The organism is Endozoicomonas arenosclerae, from assembly GCF_001562015.1.
GTDB classification, from domain to species: domain Bacteria; phylum Pseudomonadota; class Gammaproteobacteria; order Pseudomonadales; family Endozoicomonadaceae; genus Endozoicomonas_A; species Endozoicomonas_A arenosclerae.
Window position 1 is genome coordinate 1 of the sequence record NZ_LASA01000165.1, and the last position, 14,866, is coordinate 14,866.

The 14,866-nt window shown below is 49.2% G+C and carries 14 protein-coding genes; 5 read left to right on the forward strand and 9 right to left on the reverse strand.

What is annotated here, in order from left to right; translation table 11 throughout:
* From WG89_RS32330 to WG89_RS24770, 3 genes are all read right to left on the reverse strand, one after another.
* Nucleotides 1–169: transposase (locus WG89_RS32330; RefSeq protein ID WP_062260605.1), on the reverse strand; the 169-nt coding region annotated here is incomplete at its 3' end.
* Between the two features lie 146 nt (nucleotides 170–315).
* Nucleotides 316–1,239 carry a Dyp-type peroxidase gene (locus WG89_RS24765; RefSeq protein ID WP_062270364.1) on the reverse strand — a complete coding sequence of 308 codons (924 nt, stop codon included), beginning with the start codon at nucleotides 1,237–1,239 and terminating at the stop codon, nucleotides 316–318.
* 63 nt (nucleotides 1,240–1,302) lie between these two features.
* Complete coding sequence (locus tag WG89_RS24770; protein ID WP_062270365.1) at nucleotides 1,303–2,793, reverse strand: MATE family efflux transporter; 1,491 nt, start codon at nucleotides 2,791–2,793, stop codon at nucleotides 1,303–1,305.
* Nucleotides 2,794–2,991: 198 nt separating this feature from the next.
* Between WG89_RS24770 and WG89_RS24775 the strand changes: the two genes are divergently transcribed.
* From WG89_RS24775 to tusA, 4 genes are all read left to right on the forward strand, one after another.
* Entirely contained in the window at nucleotides 2,992–3,624 is a 633-nt protein-coding gene (locus tag WG89_RS24775; RefSeq protein WP_062270366.1) for an alpha/beta family hydrolase, read from the forward strand.
* A 90-nt stretch (nucleotides 3,625–3,714) separates the two neighbouring features.
* Nucleotides 3,715–6,612: a hypothetical protein gene (locus WG89_RS24780; RefSeq protein ID WP_062270367.1), complete on the forward strand. Its 2,898-nt coding sequence runs from the start codon at nucleotides 3,715–3,717 to the stop codon at nucleotides 6,610–6,612.
* A gap of 85 nt (nucleotides 6,613–6,697) precedes the next feature.
* Entirely contained in the window at nucleotides 6,698–8,050 is a 1,353-nt protein-coding gene (locus WG89_RS24785; RefSeq protein ID WP_153301808.1) for an MATE family efflux transporter, read from the forward strand.
* On the forward strand, nucleotides 8,034–8,285 hold the full coding sequence (gene tusA, locus WG89_RS24790; protein WP_062270369.1) for a sulfurtransferase TusA: 252 nt from the start codon (nucleotides 8,034–8,036) through the stop codon (nucleotides 8,283–8,285). Before WG89_RS24785 ends, tusA begins: the two co-directional genes overlap by 17 nt.
* Before the next feature lie 146 nt (nucleotides 8,286–8,431).
* On the opposite strand, the gene WG89_RS24795 is transcribed toward tusA, so the two are convergent.
* The 6 genes from WG89_RS24795 to WG89_RS24815 form a co-directional block, all read right to left on the reverse strand.
* Nucleotides 8,432–9,958: a hypothetical protein gene (locus WG89_RS24795; RefSeq protein ID WP_062270370.1), complete on the reverse strand. Its 1,527-nt coding sequence runs from the start codon at nucleotides 9,956–9,958 to the stop codon at nucleotides 8,432–8,434.
* Nucleotides 9,959–10,207: 249 nt separating this feature from the next.
* Nucleotides 10,208–10,897 carry a hypothetical protein gene (locus tag WG89_RS24800; RefSeq protein ID WP_062270371.1) on the reverse strand — a complete coding sequence of 230 codons (690 nt, stop codon included), beginning with the start codon at nucleotides 10,895–10,897 and terminating at the stop codon, nucleotides 10,208–10,210.
* Nucleotides 10,898–10,978: 81 nt separating this feature from the next.
* Nucleotides 10,979–11,128 carry a DUF3080 family protein gene (locus tag WG89_RS30670; protein WP_153301809.1) on the reverse strand — a complete coding sequence of 50 codons (150 nt, stop codon included), beginning with the start codon at nucleotides 11,126–11,128 and terminating at the stop codon, nucleotides 10,979–10,981.
* A complete protein-coding gene (locus tag WG89_RS24805) occupies nucleotides 11,128–11,505 on the reverse strand; it encodes a hypothetical protein (RefSeq protein WP_153301810.1) in 378 nt (125 codons plus the stop codon). Before WG89_RS24805 ends, WG89_RS30670 begins: the two co-directional genes overlap by 1 nt.
* 81 nt (nucleotides 11,506–11,586) lie before the next feature.
* Nucleotides 11,587–12,882, reverse strand: a complete 1,296-nt coding sequence (locus tag WG89_RS24810; protein WP_062270373.1) for a hypothetical protein — start codon at nucleotides 12,880–12,882, stop codon at nucleotides 11,587–11,589.
* A gap of 18 nt (nucleotides 12,883–12,900) precedes the next feature.
* Entirely contained in the window at nucleotides 12,901–14,457 is a 1,557-nt protein-coding gene (locus tag WG89_RS24815; RefSeq protein ID WP_153301811.1) for a hypothetical protein, read from the reverse strand.
* 247 nt (nucleotides 14,458–14,704) lie between these two features.
* On the opposite strand from WG89_RS24815, the gene WG89_RS33035 reads away from it, so the two are divergent.
* Nucleotides 14,705–14,866: transposase (locus WG89_RS33035; protein ID WP_172806677.1), on the forward strand; the 162-nt coding region annotated here is incomplete at its 3' end.

The window sequence follows — 14,866 nt, forward strand, 5'->3', positions numbered from 1 at the left end:
GAGGATAAGGAGGTCTTCCGTTGCCACGCTTAGGGTAATAGGGCTCGATTACGGCCTCTAAGCGTTTCCATGGAATCAGAACCTCCATTCTTTCAAGAAAAATTTCCCTACGAGTTCTGCGTCGCTTCTGGCTGAATTCACTGTCGGAAAAAGAGAGTTGTTGGTCCATGACTACCTCTGATCAAGCTGCTGAGATTATTATCTCATGATCAGGGACTTATTCGCAGGTTCCTTAGTTCAGAATAAGCACTGATGCTCCCAAAGTGCCTATACAAGCCGGGAACACCAGTTATTGATATCGAAGTCAGAAAGAAGTCAGGAGTTGGATTCCAGGAACTCTACGGAAGGTGCAAAGAACGCACAGCCGGTGACCGCCTGGGAATAGTTCATCAAGTGATCATAATGACCGTGGCTGTCAGCCTTGATCATGGATTCCAGCATTTTGTCAAAGTGAACCGGGGTTCGGCAGTAGGAAACGAAATAAAGTCCGCCTTCACTGGCATTGCCATAGGGCATGCTGTGACGCAGGATTTCCATGCTCTTGCCTTCACTGTTCTTGACGTTGGAGCGTTTGACGTGAGCGGTGGGTGCTTTTTCTTCACCACTGAATTCAATGTCGTCTTCCTTGGTGCGTCCAATCACTTTTTCCTGATCAGCCACTGCCAGATTGTTCCATTGATTGAACTTGTGAACCCACTTCTGAGTGTGGATATAGCAGCCACCGGAAAACGAGTTATCTTCATCACCCACCAGGGTCACGCTGGCTCTGTTATCACCCTGGGGGTTTTCAGTGCCATCCACAAAGCCTGTCAGGTCACGGCTGTCCAGGTAACGGAAACCTGTCTCGTCTTCCTGAACCTCAACGGCCTGGCCAAAATGATCCATGGTTCTGTGCAGCAGGATAAAGTTGATGTCCTTTCGGTTGGAACGGATATGGAGCAGCAGATCACCCGGCGTAGCCGGTGCCAACCGGTTTCCTTCTGCCACGGCTTTGAAAGGAGCAAGAAGAGCCGGTTTACTGGTATTGTACAAAGCGTCCCAGGCCTTGCTGCCCATGCTGATGGTGGAGGACAGTCTTGCATCCGGATACTGTTCATTGAGATCCCGGGTCAGTCTGGGAATCAGTGCACAGGTCTTTTTTATCTGATCAAGGCTGTCTGCATCTTGCTTGATATTTAAAACCAGAAAGCAGGCATCGGTATTGGCTTCTGGAGTAATTCCTGATTGTGGTGTGCTCATTTCCAACTCTAACGTCAGTTTGCGAAACAACGACCCATAGCATGCAGCGGTTTATGCTCTGGATCAAGACGCTTGCTTGGCTTTATCGGGAAGGTTGCAGGCCTCTTCGCATTCACCTTCTTCAGCCATTTGTGCAAGTTGTGAACATTCAGATGACATTGGATAGAAGGAGCAGGCTGTAGTTTCCTCTTGATGGGTCATGATACTGGCAATGATGTCCTGTCGAGTGACCTTGCATTCAATGGAGTCGATGGTTCGAAAGCCGAGCCATACTGCTATCGCAGAGAATAGAATCCCGCCTGCAGCCTGACCCACCAGAACGCCATAAGCACCCATATACTCAGAGGCGAGCCATATGAAAGGAATCGTACCCAGAGTGGCTCTACCCCAGTTTAAAAGAGTGGAGTATCCAGGTTTGCCCAGATTGTTAAAGGCGGCGTTGGTGACAAACAGTGTGCCGGTAAATACAAAACTGATGGCAATCCAGGTGCAGAAAAACGACACGAGACTGGCAGCTTCACGACGGGCCCTGAATACCTCTATAAACATATCCTGCAGAAAAAACAGAACCACTGAAATCATCACGACATAACACACTGTGAATAGAATAGCGTTGCGAAGTGATTCCCGGACTCGGCCGATCAGTCTTGCTCCGAAATTTTGGCCTACTATAGGACCCACAGCTCCGGACAGGGCAAATATGACACCAAAGGCAACAGGTATCAGTCGATTAATGATTGAGTAGCCAGCCACATAGCTATCACCGTACTGCGACATGTAGCGAACCATCCAGGCGCTGCTGAAAGGCATGGCCAGGTTGGTTGCAATGGCGGGCAGGGCAATGGCCATAATGTTTTTGAGGTCCTTGGCAAACCTGGAAATGTGGAAGGGGGAATAAAGTTTGTGTTTATGAAAAATACCGTAACAGGAAACGCCAAACAGTGTGACCCGGGCCATCACTGAAGCAATGGCTGCGCCTTCAATATTCAATTCCAGGAGAAAGATCAGAATAGGATCCAGAATGGCGTTCACAGCACCGGCTGAGAGTGAAGATGTCATGGACAGCTTGGCATCCCCCACAGCTCTCAGGCCGGCTCCCAGTGTCATGGCCAGACTGACCAGAGGCATGGAAGGAATCAGAATGTTCAGGTATTGAGTGGCCAGCTCATGAACTCTCCCGGTGGCTCCCAGAAGGGTGAGCAGTTGAGGGATCAAAAGCCAGAAAATAATAGCCAGAATGACGCTGATCAACAGAACCAGGAAACAGATGTTCACCTGAAACTGACAAGCTCTTTCCCGGTTATGACTGCCAATGGCTCTTGAGATCAGAGCCCCTGCCGCAATGGATAAACCAATGCCCAGTGACGAAGTGAGAAACAGAATGGTTCCGGCATAGCCGATAGCGGCAGCCAGAAACTTTTCACCCAGAAGACTGAGAAAGAACAGGTCAAGAAGGTCGACAAGAAACAGGGTGGTGATGCCTGCTGCATTGCTGAGACTCATGACAATGACATGCTTCATTGTTGAGCCCTGGGTAAAGCGGGCCTGGGTCATCAGTGGCTTCCATTTGAAGTGTATGAAACGTGCTGATTAGAGACAAAACGACAAAGGTCTGTAAATTTCAAACAATAGAGAGTAGTACTCTGGCCAGTGAGCAGGACATGTGCTTCGTCCAGCTTAGTCCAGATGGCAGCGACGGGTCAGGGAAATGGGGTACAATCAAGCGCATTACTCATTCTGGATTATTGATCTATGAACCTTATCTGGAACCGGGCTGAAACCGGGTCTCCATTGTTGATACTTGCTCATGGTGCCGGTGCGGCCATGGACAGTGATTTTATGAATCAAATGGCCGACCTGATTATGACGGCGGGTGTGACTGTTGTGCGCTTTGAATTCCCCTATATGCAGGAACGAAGAGAAACCGGCAAGAAAAGACCTCCGGACAGGCAACCTAAATTATTGGCGTGTTGGCAGGAAGTCGTTGAAGAGGTTCGTGCAAACCATAATGGTCCATTGTTTATCGGGGGCAAATCCATGGGCGGGCGCATGGCCAGTCTTCTGGTGTCAGAGTTTCCTGAGGTAAAGGCAGATGGTGTCGTTTGTTTAGGGTATCCGTTTCATGCCCCGGGTAAACAGGATAAACCCAGGACAGGGCATCTTGCTGACTTTTCGTTGCCTTTGCTGGTGGTGCAGGGGAGTCGTGATGCTATGGGTGATTATGCAACAGTTCAGGCTTATGACCTGTCAGATAATATCAAACTTTATTGGCTGGAAGATGGCAATCATGATTTGAAGCCCAGAGTAAAATCTGGTTTTACTCATGAACAGCACTTGGTCGAAGCAGCAGAGAAAGTCGCAGCCTTCATTAAGTCCAGAATATAAGTCACTAAAATGACCACCTGAGCATTCGGAATAGTTATTCAAAAGCCATCTATAATTTTGACTCTTGTTCAATCTGGGCACCGGGTCAGTATGAAGTGGAAAGGGGTAGGGCTGTTGGTTGGGCTGTTTCAAGCGCTGCCGGTTTTTGGATCACTTTTTGATGGCATGGCTTTCGGATTGCCCTATGGTTTTGTTGGGGGAGACCCCAGGCCCCTTGTTAACACCCTGGATATGCAGGCGCATATTCATGACAGTGTTCCCGTTACATTTTTCAGCAGTGAGGAGGCTCTGCCCCATCTGCCAGCCCCTCTGGTCAGTGATCCACTGGAAATTGTCAAAGGTCCTCTCTATCAGTTGGAAGATAAGCGTTGGTTACTCAGGCTTTTAAGGAAGAAAAATCAGTATTTCATCCAACTGGAGCTGAAGCCCCCTCGTGCACAGGAAGAAGCTAAAAGAGGCATAAAATCCATTAGTACCATTGTGTATGATGAAGGAGAAACCTTCACACTCTGGTTACCGGAAAAACTGAAGCCTGGAAGGAGCTTTCAGATGGATATCTGTCTGGCTGCCAATGGTTTGATGGAAAGCCTGATTCGTGAATACCTGAGAATTTATTTTGGCGACGTTGAAGACTATACCGTCAGCCAGGAAATGGATGGCTCCATCCACATCAGTGTTTGGAAAAAGGGGGAGTGGACTCATTTAACCCTTGAAAAATTACTGATGAAGCTGGGGGAGTGGCATTACTTTTTCTTTGAAGTCTACTTGCAAGGTCGTTACGGCAGAAGGCATTGTACTTCTGTTTATATTCCAGGCTCGACCAGTGCCGAGTATGTTCCTGTTTACTCCCCGGCAAAGAAAAAAATCAAGGGTGACAGCAGCGTTCATTCTGAAGAAGTAACCGATGGCAATAAAGCTTCCAGATCTGATAAGAAAACCGCTTCACCCGATGGCGGCTATCCAGAGCCAGATGATTCAAAAGGCAAAGTGGAGGAAAAACCAGAAGAGGATGGTATCCCCTCTGGTCCGGATAACTTTGAAAAGTTCAGTGAGTCTCCTGAGAAGGAAGAAAAAGCCGCAAAGCCTGAAGCCTCTCGGGATACTACCCGGTTCAGGGTGATGAGAGCCATGAATGATCTGGTTCTGAAAAAACAGTTGCAGCAAGGTCGTGGTAGAGGCGTTTTAAAACTGGCTGAGTACATCAATAGTGAGAATGAAGCTGCGCTGAGGCAACAGTTCAAGCCTGTGAGCAGTCAGCCTGATGCCCCGCTGCCGGTCTTTCTGGCTGATATCCTTGTGCAGGGTTATACCGCTCAAATAGCTACCTTCCTGGTAAGGCATCTGGATTCAGCTGTTTTAAATCGGTTTAAGCAGGAGCTGAACCAAATTCTCCATCAACGTACGGTCAGAGAAGTAAGAGTGCGTCAAACACAGATCCGCCGCATGAGGAATAATGACGAGTACCAATTGGTGGTCAGTATTCTGGAAGAATTGGGTCAAACCAGAAACGCAGATCAACCTTCCTGTACGTTACCCTTACTGGACGAAAAAGGCTGGGATATTGTTCTGTCTCGAGGCAAGAATGAAGTGGTCTACCATCACCAACAGCATCGCTCGGTGATCAAAGAGAGTAAGCCAGAGCTAACTTCTGAAGAGTTGAGTCAGCGAATGGTGCAGGATCTGTTGGCTAATCTGGAGCTGTACTTTGATGATAAAGAATTAATGGAGGAGGTGCTCAAGGAAGTCTGCTTTGTGGTACCTGTCGATATTGACTCAGAAGTCAGGGAAAAGATGCAATCGCAGGGACTGAATCAGGGCATTTTAGAGCAGGCATTGGGGCTAGGAGACCATGTGCGTATAGAAGGCCATCCCAATATTTTTGCAGGGACCGTCAGGTTGTCTGCAAAACCCAAAAAGCACGTGGAAATCTTACTCAGGGAAAGTTATGTCGAGATACGGGTTAGCATGGAATTCTCTTCTGCGGTGGTTACAAGACCGGATAAAAAAGAGTTCACCTTGAGAATGCAATTGGGGGTTCGGAACCATTATCGTTTCCTGACCGATACTTATGACCTGACAACGGATCGTTCAGAGGTGGTTCTCAGCCCTCCACAACTGCCTCCACCGCCAACTGCAGAAGAGAAGGAAGCCTGGCGGCAAACAGCCTTACAAAACGATCAGGATACCATTCAATCCGGCCTGGCAACGTCCAAAAAGTTTCTGGAAACCTATATCAGGCAGTTCGGTGAAAAGGCTGATGATCGCTTGGGTTCACTACACGAACCAAGTCGTTCTCTTAAAGTAGCCTGGCAAAAAATGAAGAATCTCTGGGGGCGGGCCACTGAGTGGCAGTCAAGTAAAGAAGAGCTTAACGAACAGCTTTCAAAGCTGCAGAAGGAAACCGCGTCATACCTTGAGAGTGTCAGGGCTGCTTTGAGAAACACGGAAAAGCCACAGGAAGAGAGCCATCCGTTAGGGAGCGAGGTTATTGATATGTACCAACGGCTGGTTGAACAAAGCATTGAACATTTGGAAGCCATGCAGCGATTGACAGAACAGCTCCGCAGCGCCCAGGCCGGTCAAGAAGCATTGAATCGAGAAATCAAAGAGCTGGAGAAAAGTCACGAAGCATTGGGTGATACCTATCGTTATGATGGTCGATCAGAGTTGCCTGTTGCTCGGGCTCAGCGGATGAACGAAGGAGCCATGACAGAAGAGCAGAAGACAATGACCAGTCATCTGAGTGATATCTATTACGTCATGACATCCAGCTTTACCGTCGAAAAACAGGTGTTGCAGGATGCCCTGGCCGCCAGTGAGTATCAGGAGGAAAGGGACGAGGATGATTCCCACCCTGAGGCTTCTGTCAGCCACACATCATCAGGAAGTAACACGCCATCTCTGCCATTTAGAATTATTGATGAAGGTGATGATGACGAGGATTCTTCCGGTGCTCCGGATGACCTGACTCCGGGAAGCAGTCAGTAGCGTTTCACGATTCTACGTATGTTGGATAGCACTAAAGTCCCATACAATGGTCTGATTATCTGTCAGGCAATTGTGGGGGCTGGCGTTGACGTCGACTGCAGCAATGTATCGGCGGGTCTGGATGTTTGCCTGGCCTGCCATTCTTTCCAATATTTCCGTGCCTTTGCTGGGGTTGGTGGACTCTGGTGTACTGGGCCATCTCTCTTCCGAGATCTATCTGGGTGGAGTGGCCATCGGCAGCACACTCTTTACCCTGGTCTTCTGGGCATTCGGTTTCCTTCGTATGGGGACCACCGGGCTGGTGGCTCAGGCATTAGGGCAGAAAGATCATCAGGCTACCCGGCAATGGCTGGCACAATCGGTGTTACTGGCTTTGCTGATTGGTTTTGTGGTTATTCTGATCCACCGTCCACTGTTGAACATCGCCTTACCTTTTTTTAATCCTGCGGCAGAAGTGGCTGAACAGGCCCGAATCTATTTCACTACAAGAATCTATTCCGCACCGGCGGTTCTGATCAATTACGCGATGGTTGGCTGGCTGATCGGTATGCATCGACCGAAAGGTCCTTTGTTGATACTGATCACGGCCAATCTGGTCAATATCGTGCTCGATCTTATCTTTGTTCTGGGACTGGATATGGCGACCCAGGGGGCTGCTCTGGCTACGGTCATTGCCGATTATACCAGTCTGCTGTTGGGTATCTGGGTCGTTAAGAGAACGCTGCTCAACAAGCCCGGAACCTTTGAGCGATCAGCCATTCTAAACCTGAGCTCCATGCGTCAGTTGTTATTGTTGAACCGGCATCTGTTTGTAAGGACGCTCTGTCTGCTGGGAACCCAGGCATTTTTCACCGCCCAGGGGGCACAAAGTGGCAGTCATATTCTTGCGGCTAATGCATTGTTGCTGAATATTCTGTTGTTGATCTCCAATGGTCTGGATGGTTTTGCCCATGCAGCAGAAGCTCTCAGTGGCGAAGCGCTGGGTCAGGGAAAGCTGGATCGTTTTAAACAGGTTGTTAGAGTTACAGGGTATTGCTCCCTGATTTGTGCCGTTTTGTTCCTCATCCTTTTTTCTTTGCTGGGCAATCAGGTGATCGGGCTGCTGACGGATATTCCTGCCGTGGCGGCAACAGCAGCAGAATATCTGCCTTGGCTGGCAGCCATGCCGTTGTTTGCAGTCTGGTGCTACTGGCTGGATGGGGTATTTATTGGCGCTGTTCGTACGGATATGATGCAAAACACCATGTTGGTGGCGACATTGCTGGTGTTCTTACCGATCTGGTATTTCACAAGGGATATGGGGAATCACGGCTTGTGGTTGGCTTACAGTGCCTTTATGCTGGCGCGCAGTGCAGGGCTGGCTATTGTTTATCGATCATTGAGTCGGTCCGGGTCCTGGTTAGTTGAAGACAGGAGTGAATGTGTCGGAAAGTGTTGAAATCAATCATGAGCTGGATACATCGGGTCTATTGTGCCCCGAGCCGGTAATGATGTTGCATAATAAAGTGAGGGACATGAAGCCGGGCGAAACCGTTAAGGTCACGGCAACAGATCCTTCGACCCAGCGGGATATTCCCAAGTTCTGTAACTTTCTCGATCATGAGTTGCTGTCCCATGAACAGGTTGAAAAACACTACATCTACCTGATTCGCAAGCAGGAGAAGACAGATTGACAGGGTTCACGTCTTTGCAAGATATACCTGCCCGAACCTTTTAGTGCAGACAGAGTTCGGGGCAGACACTCAGTGACTCAGCTATTGAGGCAACGGCTGAACATGCACTGTGTCTGACCCCGAATCCATTGCACCCGGTTTGCGGTTCACATGGGTATCTCCAAAGTGAGAGCACGGGTCTGTTGCTGTTTGTAGACCAGAACCAAAGCAACAACCCCGAGCGCCACTGCGGCGGTAATTACGACTGCGGTAACCACGGAGGCAACACTGGCAGCCAGCACGGTATTGTCACCTTCGGCATTCAGACTCATTGAGGGGGAAGGGGTGACCAGGAATGCCGAACTGTCTGTTGCTTCAGAACTACCCGGAAGGGTGAAATGCCCCTGCTCTACCACCAGGGGCTGGCTGCTGTGGTCGCCCTGCAGCTGCCAGCGGTACTGGAATCCGGTGGCACCAGCAAAGTTCACCTTCAGGGGTTGCTGACGGTCGTCCAGACTGTAGCTGAGCAGCTTAATGCCACGGCTGGTGGTCAGGTTGACATCCAGTTCACCGGAATGAATCTGCCGGAACCGGAAAGTCACCCGGCCATCGTCACAGTCGTTGTTGTCGCAGGCGACCTCGCCAGTGGGCCACTGATCGGCTTCGGGTACATTCAGCCCCAGCGGCAGGGTGCGGGTTGCCACCTGCTGGCACTGGGCGTCCTGACAGTATTCCAGTTGCAGGGTGTACTGGCCGGGGGGCAGATCGGTCGCTTGAATCTGGTAGTCGCCCGGTTCCGTGTTGAAGGTCGGGCTGTAAGATGGACTGGTGCTATTAGTGCTGTTGCCGCCCCCCTGCCAGACCAGCTGTGCCTGGTCATAGCCCAGAAACGGCAGCCGCAGGCTCAGCAGCCAGTGGGGGCTTTCTTCATCTTCCCGGTAGGGGTGTGCACTCCAGCTCAGGCCCGAATCTTCCGGCGAGATGGTTAGCGCCCTCAAGGGGCTTGTTGCACCTGCTGGGTCGCAGTGGTAAACATGCTGGTAGGCCAGACTCAGGGGCAGCGACAAGTTCAGTGGCAGATCATAGGCCGGAGGCAGGGTAATCTGGGTGTCGCTGCTGGTAATGCCGCCTTCATAGTTCAGCAGCGGCTGCTGGTTACCGTCCCGCACCTGCAGCTGGTAGACCTGGGCCGGGCCGCCAAAGTGGGCTGTGGTCTGCAGGTCTACCCCTTGCAGGTTGGGGTAGTGAATATGCAGCGCACCGGGCGTCAGGGACAATTCCGGCTCGGGCAGGGTGACCGGGTCTACCACCGTCCATTGGTGGTAAACAGCAACATTCTTATTTTCATAGCAAATGCCAGTAAACGGCAATGGAGCGCCCTCGTTTGCCCGTAAGTTGGCGGTTGCTGAAGTGGCGAAACCGGTCACCGGGTTGATGTTCACATTCAGTCGAGTCAGGGTTAAATTGCCCAACACAAGGGGGCTAGGTCTGTTGTTATTTTGGTCATAAACTCCATTGCCGTTTGATGAGTTTGTCTCCATCAACAAACTTCCTTCCTCCGAGGTGCAGTTAACACTGGCAGGGGGAACAATGCAGGTGATATTGGGCGTAACCCGCAACCCCCAGGCGCTGGCACTGCCCAGCAGGCAGGCCAGTACCAGGCTGGATGTGGACGATGGTTTTAGTCTGTACACGGTGATTCACCTCTTTACTTGTTGTGACGCCCCTCCCTGGCTTATTGCGAATATTAACTATCTATTAACTATCTATTAACTATGACAGCCCGGTAGTCCGGGCACCGCACATGCATTAAGCATGCATTAAGATAGTACAAAGCCGTGTCGGCAGAGGATAAAGAGTCTCTTCCAATATGAAACGGCTGTTTGAAACGGCCGTTGTGAAGGGGTTAGGAAACGGTATGATCCGGATTTCCAGGTGGGGGCTTACTCTTCAATTAATTGCGTAAACGCGGCAATGGCGTCAGCGTCGCCGTGCTTGATCTTGTTGGCAATAATATGGTGGAAGAAGTACCTGAAATCTTCGTGTTCCTGAGCCGGGAACAGGCATTCATCCCCTGACAGAATCGGCGTGGTTTCCACTTTCTTCTCATCGGCCAGCATCGCATGAATACGACCGTCATTGTATAAACGCCAGCTGGTAACATGAATCAGCGTAATGGTGTGGAAGTTGTCTTCGGTCATGATGGCGTGGGTGCCGATGTTGTCGCCAATTTCCTGAATAATAAGACTTGAGTCGTTTTCTTTGACTTCATAGTAGCTGGCAGCGGTTTCCAGCTCGGTTATTTTGTATTCGGGCGGTTCAAAAAAAGCGTGTTCATGGAAGCTGTCATAGTAACCTTCCCAATGACCATTCAAGGGGTCGTTTAAATCCTGGGCGGGTACCAGTTTGTTCAGCCAGGGCACCATGGCATCTACGGTACCGTCTTTTTTCAGCGCCCAGCAGAGAATTTTCATGCTGAACAGTTTGCCAGGGTTCGCGTCATTGCTGTAAAGCATTTCCAGACCATCCAGCTCTGGAGCCAGCCTTATGATCTTTTCACTTTCTTTTTCATCAACGGGTTTACGGGTAAAAAGATCAATGACATTCCCTTCGTCATCCGGTTTCTTATCCATTGAATCTCCGGTGGTGCAGGGCGTGAACGTGTGAATGAAGAATCGCCCTTAAGGCTGTCTATCGGCATCGGAGTCTGGAAATTAATCTGAAGGCTTTTGCCCGGGTTGCATCTGACATTCAGTGAGTACTTTTTGCCAGCTGCGGGTATGACGCATGGTCGCCTTGTCCAGTTGGTTCCAGACAGACAAGCTTGAGTCCGAGTCGCTAATGGCTAACAGGTAATCGGCCATCACCTGATCGGGTGGAGGAGGGAGTGTTCGAGATTGGACATCCAGCCGCCATATGCCTGATAGGATTGTTCCATCAGTCTCATACGGTAGAGTTGTCCGGGAGCTTCGCCCAATTGACCGTACTGGGATTCAGTAAATTGAAGCGTCAATGATTTTATATTGACTTTGGAGAAAGGCGGTAGCTTGATGGTATAGACAAGATCATGAGCATACTGATAGGCCGCTCCCAAGCCTTCAATAAGGCCCGCCCAGCCTCCGTCAGGGGCTTTCTGGAGCGGCTTTTTGGGGCGTTTCTGATAGCTTGAATAGATCAGGGTTTTATCCTTGTCGCTCTTTTGAACAACCCTTAACTGATCAAGCCCATAGATAAAATCCATGATCATTCGGGCATAGGGTGTGACCAGATCATAACAGTCTCCCTGCTGCTGCTTCTCAACCTGCCGAATTCTGCATAGCTCCTAGGCATAGTTGATAAAAACATACTCAAATAAATCCAGATTGAGTTTTTCTTTATCGTGATCACCTACCCTGTACCAGTCTGCATGCAGAACATCTTGATAGGATTTCTTTCCTCTGAGATGGGTGACCAGAAAGTTATCCACGCTGTGGACAAATTCAGGCATTTCAACATAGAGCTTTGATTCCATCTCTTTTAACTGATCCGATCTTTTTTTATCCAGAGCCAGCAAGGTCTGCGTGGCTTTACTGGCTGTGAAGCTGTCCTGTTTATTAGGGAAAGGGTTCGCTGCTTTTTTCTCATGGGTCAGGTATTTCACATACTCACTGCGATCCAGGTAGTAAGGGGTCTTGCTGACATCTTCCTGAAAATGATCCCTGACTTTGGCCAGACTTGCGGCTTGTTTGTGCTTAAGTTGCTTCGGGTTGAAGAGAGTATCCTTACTGTGATCAAAACCAAAAGCCATAACGTCAGAATCGCAGTTGCCAGAGAACCAGACTCTGGCGGAGTCGGTGGAAGCTTTTTTCATCACCGCATCAAATAAGGCTCCATTCTTTTTGCTGCCAAAGCATTTGATATGGAAATCTTTATGGCCCTGGTAGGTCGTATCTTCACCAAAAATGGTTCCCTCGACTGAAATGTTGGCGGTGCAGTTATTCTTGCCGGGAAGGAAGTTAACTACACAGAGCGATTCGCCATTAATTAATTGATCCAGAACGGATTTACCGACGTCTTCTACAAGCTTGTCTGCGGCCTCTCTTGCTTTTGTCATCACCTGAACTTTGTCTTCTTTTTCTTTCATGTCTGTAACAAAGTGGGCTTTTCCTTCATCCCGCAGGTGAGTCATGTCTTTGACGGTTTGTTCCAGAAGCTTTTGACGGTGATCAAGGTACGTTTCGTAGGCTTTGGTAATGGCTTGCTCGTCGGATTTAGCCATCTTTTTGTTATGAAGGGAAAAAGAGCTGCCTTCGACGGAGAGTACCTCATGCTGGGCATTTTGCCTCTGGCAATAATGCATCCAGGAATAAAGATCGGCTTCCGTTCGAGTGGAATAAGGGGATGGCATCATGTGATCACAGCCGGTTAGACCGGAATAGGACAGATTCAGGTGAGCATTTAACTGTGCTCTGAATGCGTATCTGAGTTCAAGCAGTTGTCTTTGCAGTATGCCAAGTCGGGCTGAAGCTAGCGATTGAAAGCCAAGCAGGTGGCTCAGAGACTGATCAGGGTATGAGGCTTTCAGGTTGTTTTGATAGGCGGCAATGGTCAGTGGATAGCCTGCGCGCAGTTGAACCATAATTTCTTCCAGGCTGGCCTAAAATTTCTTGCTGTAATCTTTGGAGTTAAGGACTGAGTCATAGATTTTATTCGGATCTCCCCATTTCTGATACAGCTCTGCGTGAGACAGATACAAGGCAACATCACGAGGGTTGGGTGGTTTAGCGGGAGAGGTATACAGAGAGTCTTTCCACGTCCAGGCCTTTCGGCCATCCATTCGTATAATCTTGTTACGCTGGCAAAGGTGGTAAAGGTTGTTGTACTTGTACCCATCCGGGCAGTGGTTGCCAATGGCACTGATATATAGGCGGTTCTCTTTGACTACAGGGTGTCTGTCTTTCATACCACCATCAATGCCATTTACCTTGCAGTTGTGCCCATCAAAAGTGGTGTCATCCTCGCATTGATGAGGCCAGCGAGAGATCCAGATACTGCCTTCCTTCAGATTCCAGACTTTGCGGCCAACGGTTACGATCTCCGGATCGGATCGACAGTTGGAACCGTCAAAATGGAATTGGGGTGGGCACTGCCCACCCATCGGACGAACATAGAGGACATCATTACTGACGAAATGCGACCACTTTGTTCTACCTGCATGGTCATCAATTCGATCCACCAGGCAGCCGTAGGCACCTTCAATGGTTCCGACAGGACAGACTGTATCAAAATAAAATTGCCCGACTTTCTTTTGCAGGGCGCTGACGACTTTATGATTGTAATCATCCTTGGCCAGGGCATCGACAATCTTGCTGGCGGCCTTGTTGGCTGCACCCTGCTGATTGATGGAGCCTATAATGCCCCCCAGAACCCATTGTTCCGCAGGGGTTTCCGGTAAGAAGAATCCCTGGAAATCCCTGAACAGGTCAATAGTCACAATTTCAGCGACTCCGGCAGGAGATACGCCTCCCTGAACAGCTTCTGCGATATCCGCTCCGAGATTGTAAATCTGTGAAACAATAGGGATAAAACTCAACGCTAAACGGGCTTTTTCTACACCTGACATGTGATCTGTGAAGGTTGGGGTGTCGAAAGAAGGCATCAGCATCTGCCCAATCATGACGGCCATGGCATCCAGGCCCATGGCCTCTATAGCGGTTTCTGTCAGGCTGATATCCGAGAACTCTTTATTACTGAATGCACCATTGGTAAGACTGGAGGCGTCATCAAAGCTGATCTTGGTGGCAGCATCGACCCCTGAATCATCAAAGCCTGCAATCTTTGCGGCTCTTGCCTCCGCCATCTCTTCAACATTGCCCAAGGCATTTTGCACATCCGGACTCTCTTTTATTTTGTTTAGCATTTCGCCGATGGTGCCGGGTTCAAAACTTTCTGAAAATGACGTTTCTCGTTCAATGATGGGCAGGTCGCTGATCGGCCCTTTTTCCGACAACATTTTTTCTTGTAATTCGAATTCAGTTTCCGGTTTGTTTTGTTTCCGAACTTTGCCAACCAGGTCGTTGCATTTTTCGGTTTCTTTGGAAAGCTCATTGGTGCCTTCATCCCAGCGTTTGTCAGGGTCACAGGGCATGGCCAGGCTTTTAAGAGGCAGTGAGAAAAAAAGTACAAACAGAATGATCAGTGATAAGCGTGACATAACTGACTCAGCTGAAAAAGAAGTGGAAAGCACTTACTGTTTGAAGATTGCGTTGACTATCCAGTAAAAAAATAAATCAATTAGAAGTTTCAGTAATTAGAAAACAGACTGCTTGATAGAGAACATTAGAATTGAAAAGAGTTCTTAGCCAGTAGTTATTATTAAGGCTCTTAATGGATTCTGGGGAGCTGGTTGAGGACGAGTTATTTGACTATGAATAGAAGACGTTTTCTTGTACAAAAGTGTCATGAAACTTTATGACCTCCTCGACAACGCCAAGTGCTTTGAACAGATACGCCAGATTCGCTGGCCTGACGGGGTGAAATGCCCACACTGTGCCAGCTCAGACATAACCCGCCAAGGCAAGGACGATTCACAGCCTGACAGACAGAGATATTCTTGTAAAGAA

What these genes read in the sequence shown, in the direction of transcription:
- WG89_RS24775 (WP_062270366.1), top strand. Translation starts at nt 2,992, where the DNA reads ATGAACCTTATCTGGAACCGGGCTGAAACCGGGTCTCCATTGTTGATA.
- WG89_RS24765 (WP_062270364.1), bottom strand. Translation starts at nt 1,239, where the DNA reads ATGAGCACACCACAATCAGGAATTACTCCAGAAGCCAATACCGATGCC.
- WG89_RS24815 (WP_153301811.1), bottom strand. Translation starts at nt 14,457, where the DNA reads ATGTCACGCTTATCACTGATCATTCTGTTTGTACTTTTTTTCTCACTG.
- WG89_RS24805 (WP_153301810.1), bottom strand. Translation starts at nt 11,505, where the DNA reads ATGGATTTTATCTATGGGCTTGATCAGTTAAGGGTTGTTCAAAAGAGC.
- WG89_RS24770 (WP_062270365.1), bottom strand. Translation starts at nt 2,793, where the DNA reads ATGACCCAGGCCCGCTTTACCCAGGGCTCAACAATGAAGCATGTCATT.
- WG89_RS24810 (WP_062270373.1), bottom strand. Translation starts at nt 12,882, where the DNA reads ATGGTTCAACTGCGCGCAGGCTATCCACTGACCATTGCCGCCTATCAA.
- WG89_RS24800 (WP_062270371.1), bottom strand. Translation starts at nt 10,897, where the DNA reads ATGGATAAGAAACCGGATGACGAAGGGAATGTCATTGATCTTTTTACC.
- WG89_RS24780 (WP_062270367.1), top strand. Translation starts at nt 3,715, where the DNA reads ATGAAGTGGAAAGGGGTAGGGCTGTTGGTTGGGCTGTTTCAAGCGCTG.
- WG89_RS30670 (WP_153301809.1), bottom strand. Translation starts at nt 11,128, where the DNA reads ATGGCCGATTACCTGTTAGCCATTAGCGACTCGGACTCAAGCTTGTCT.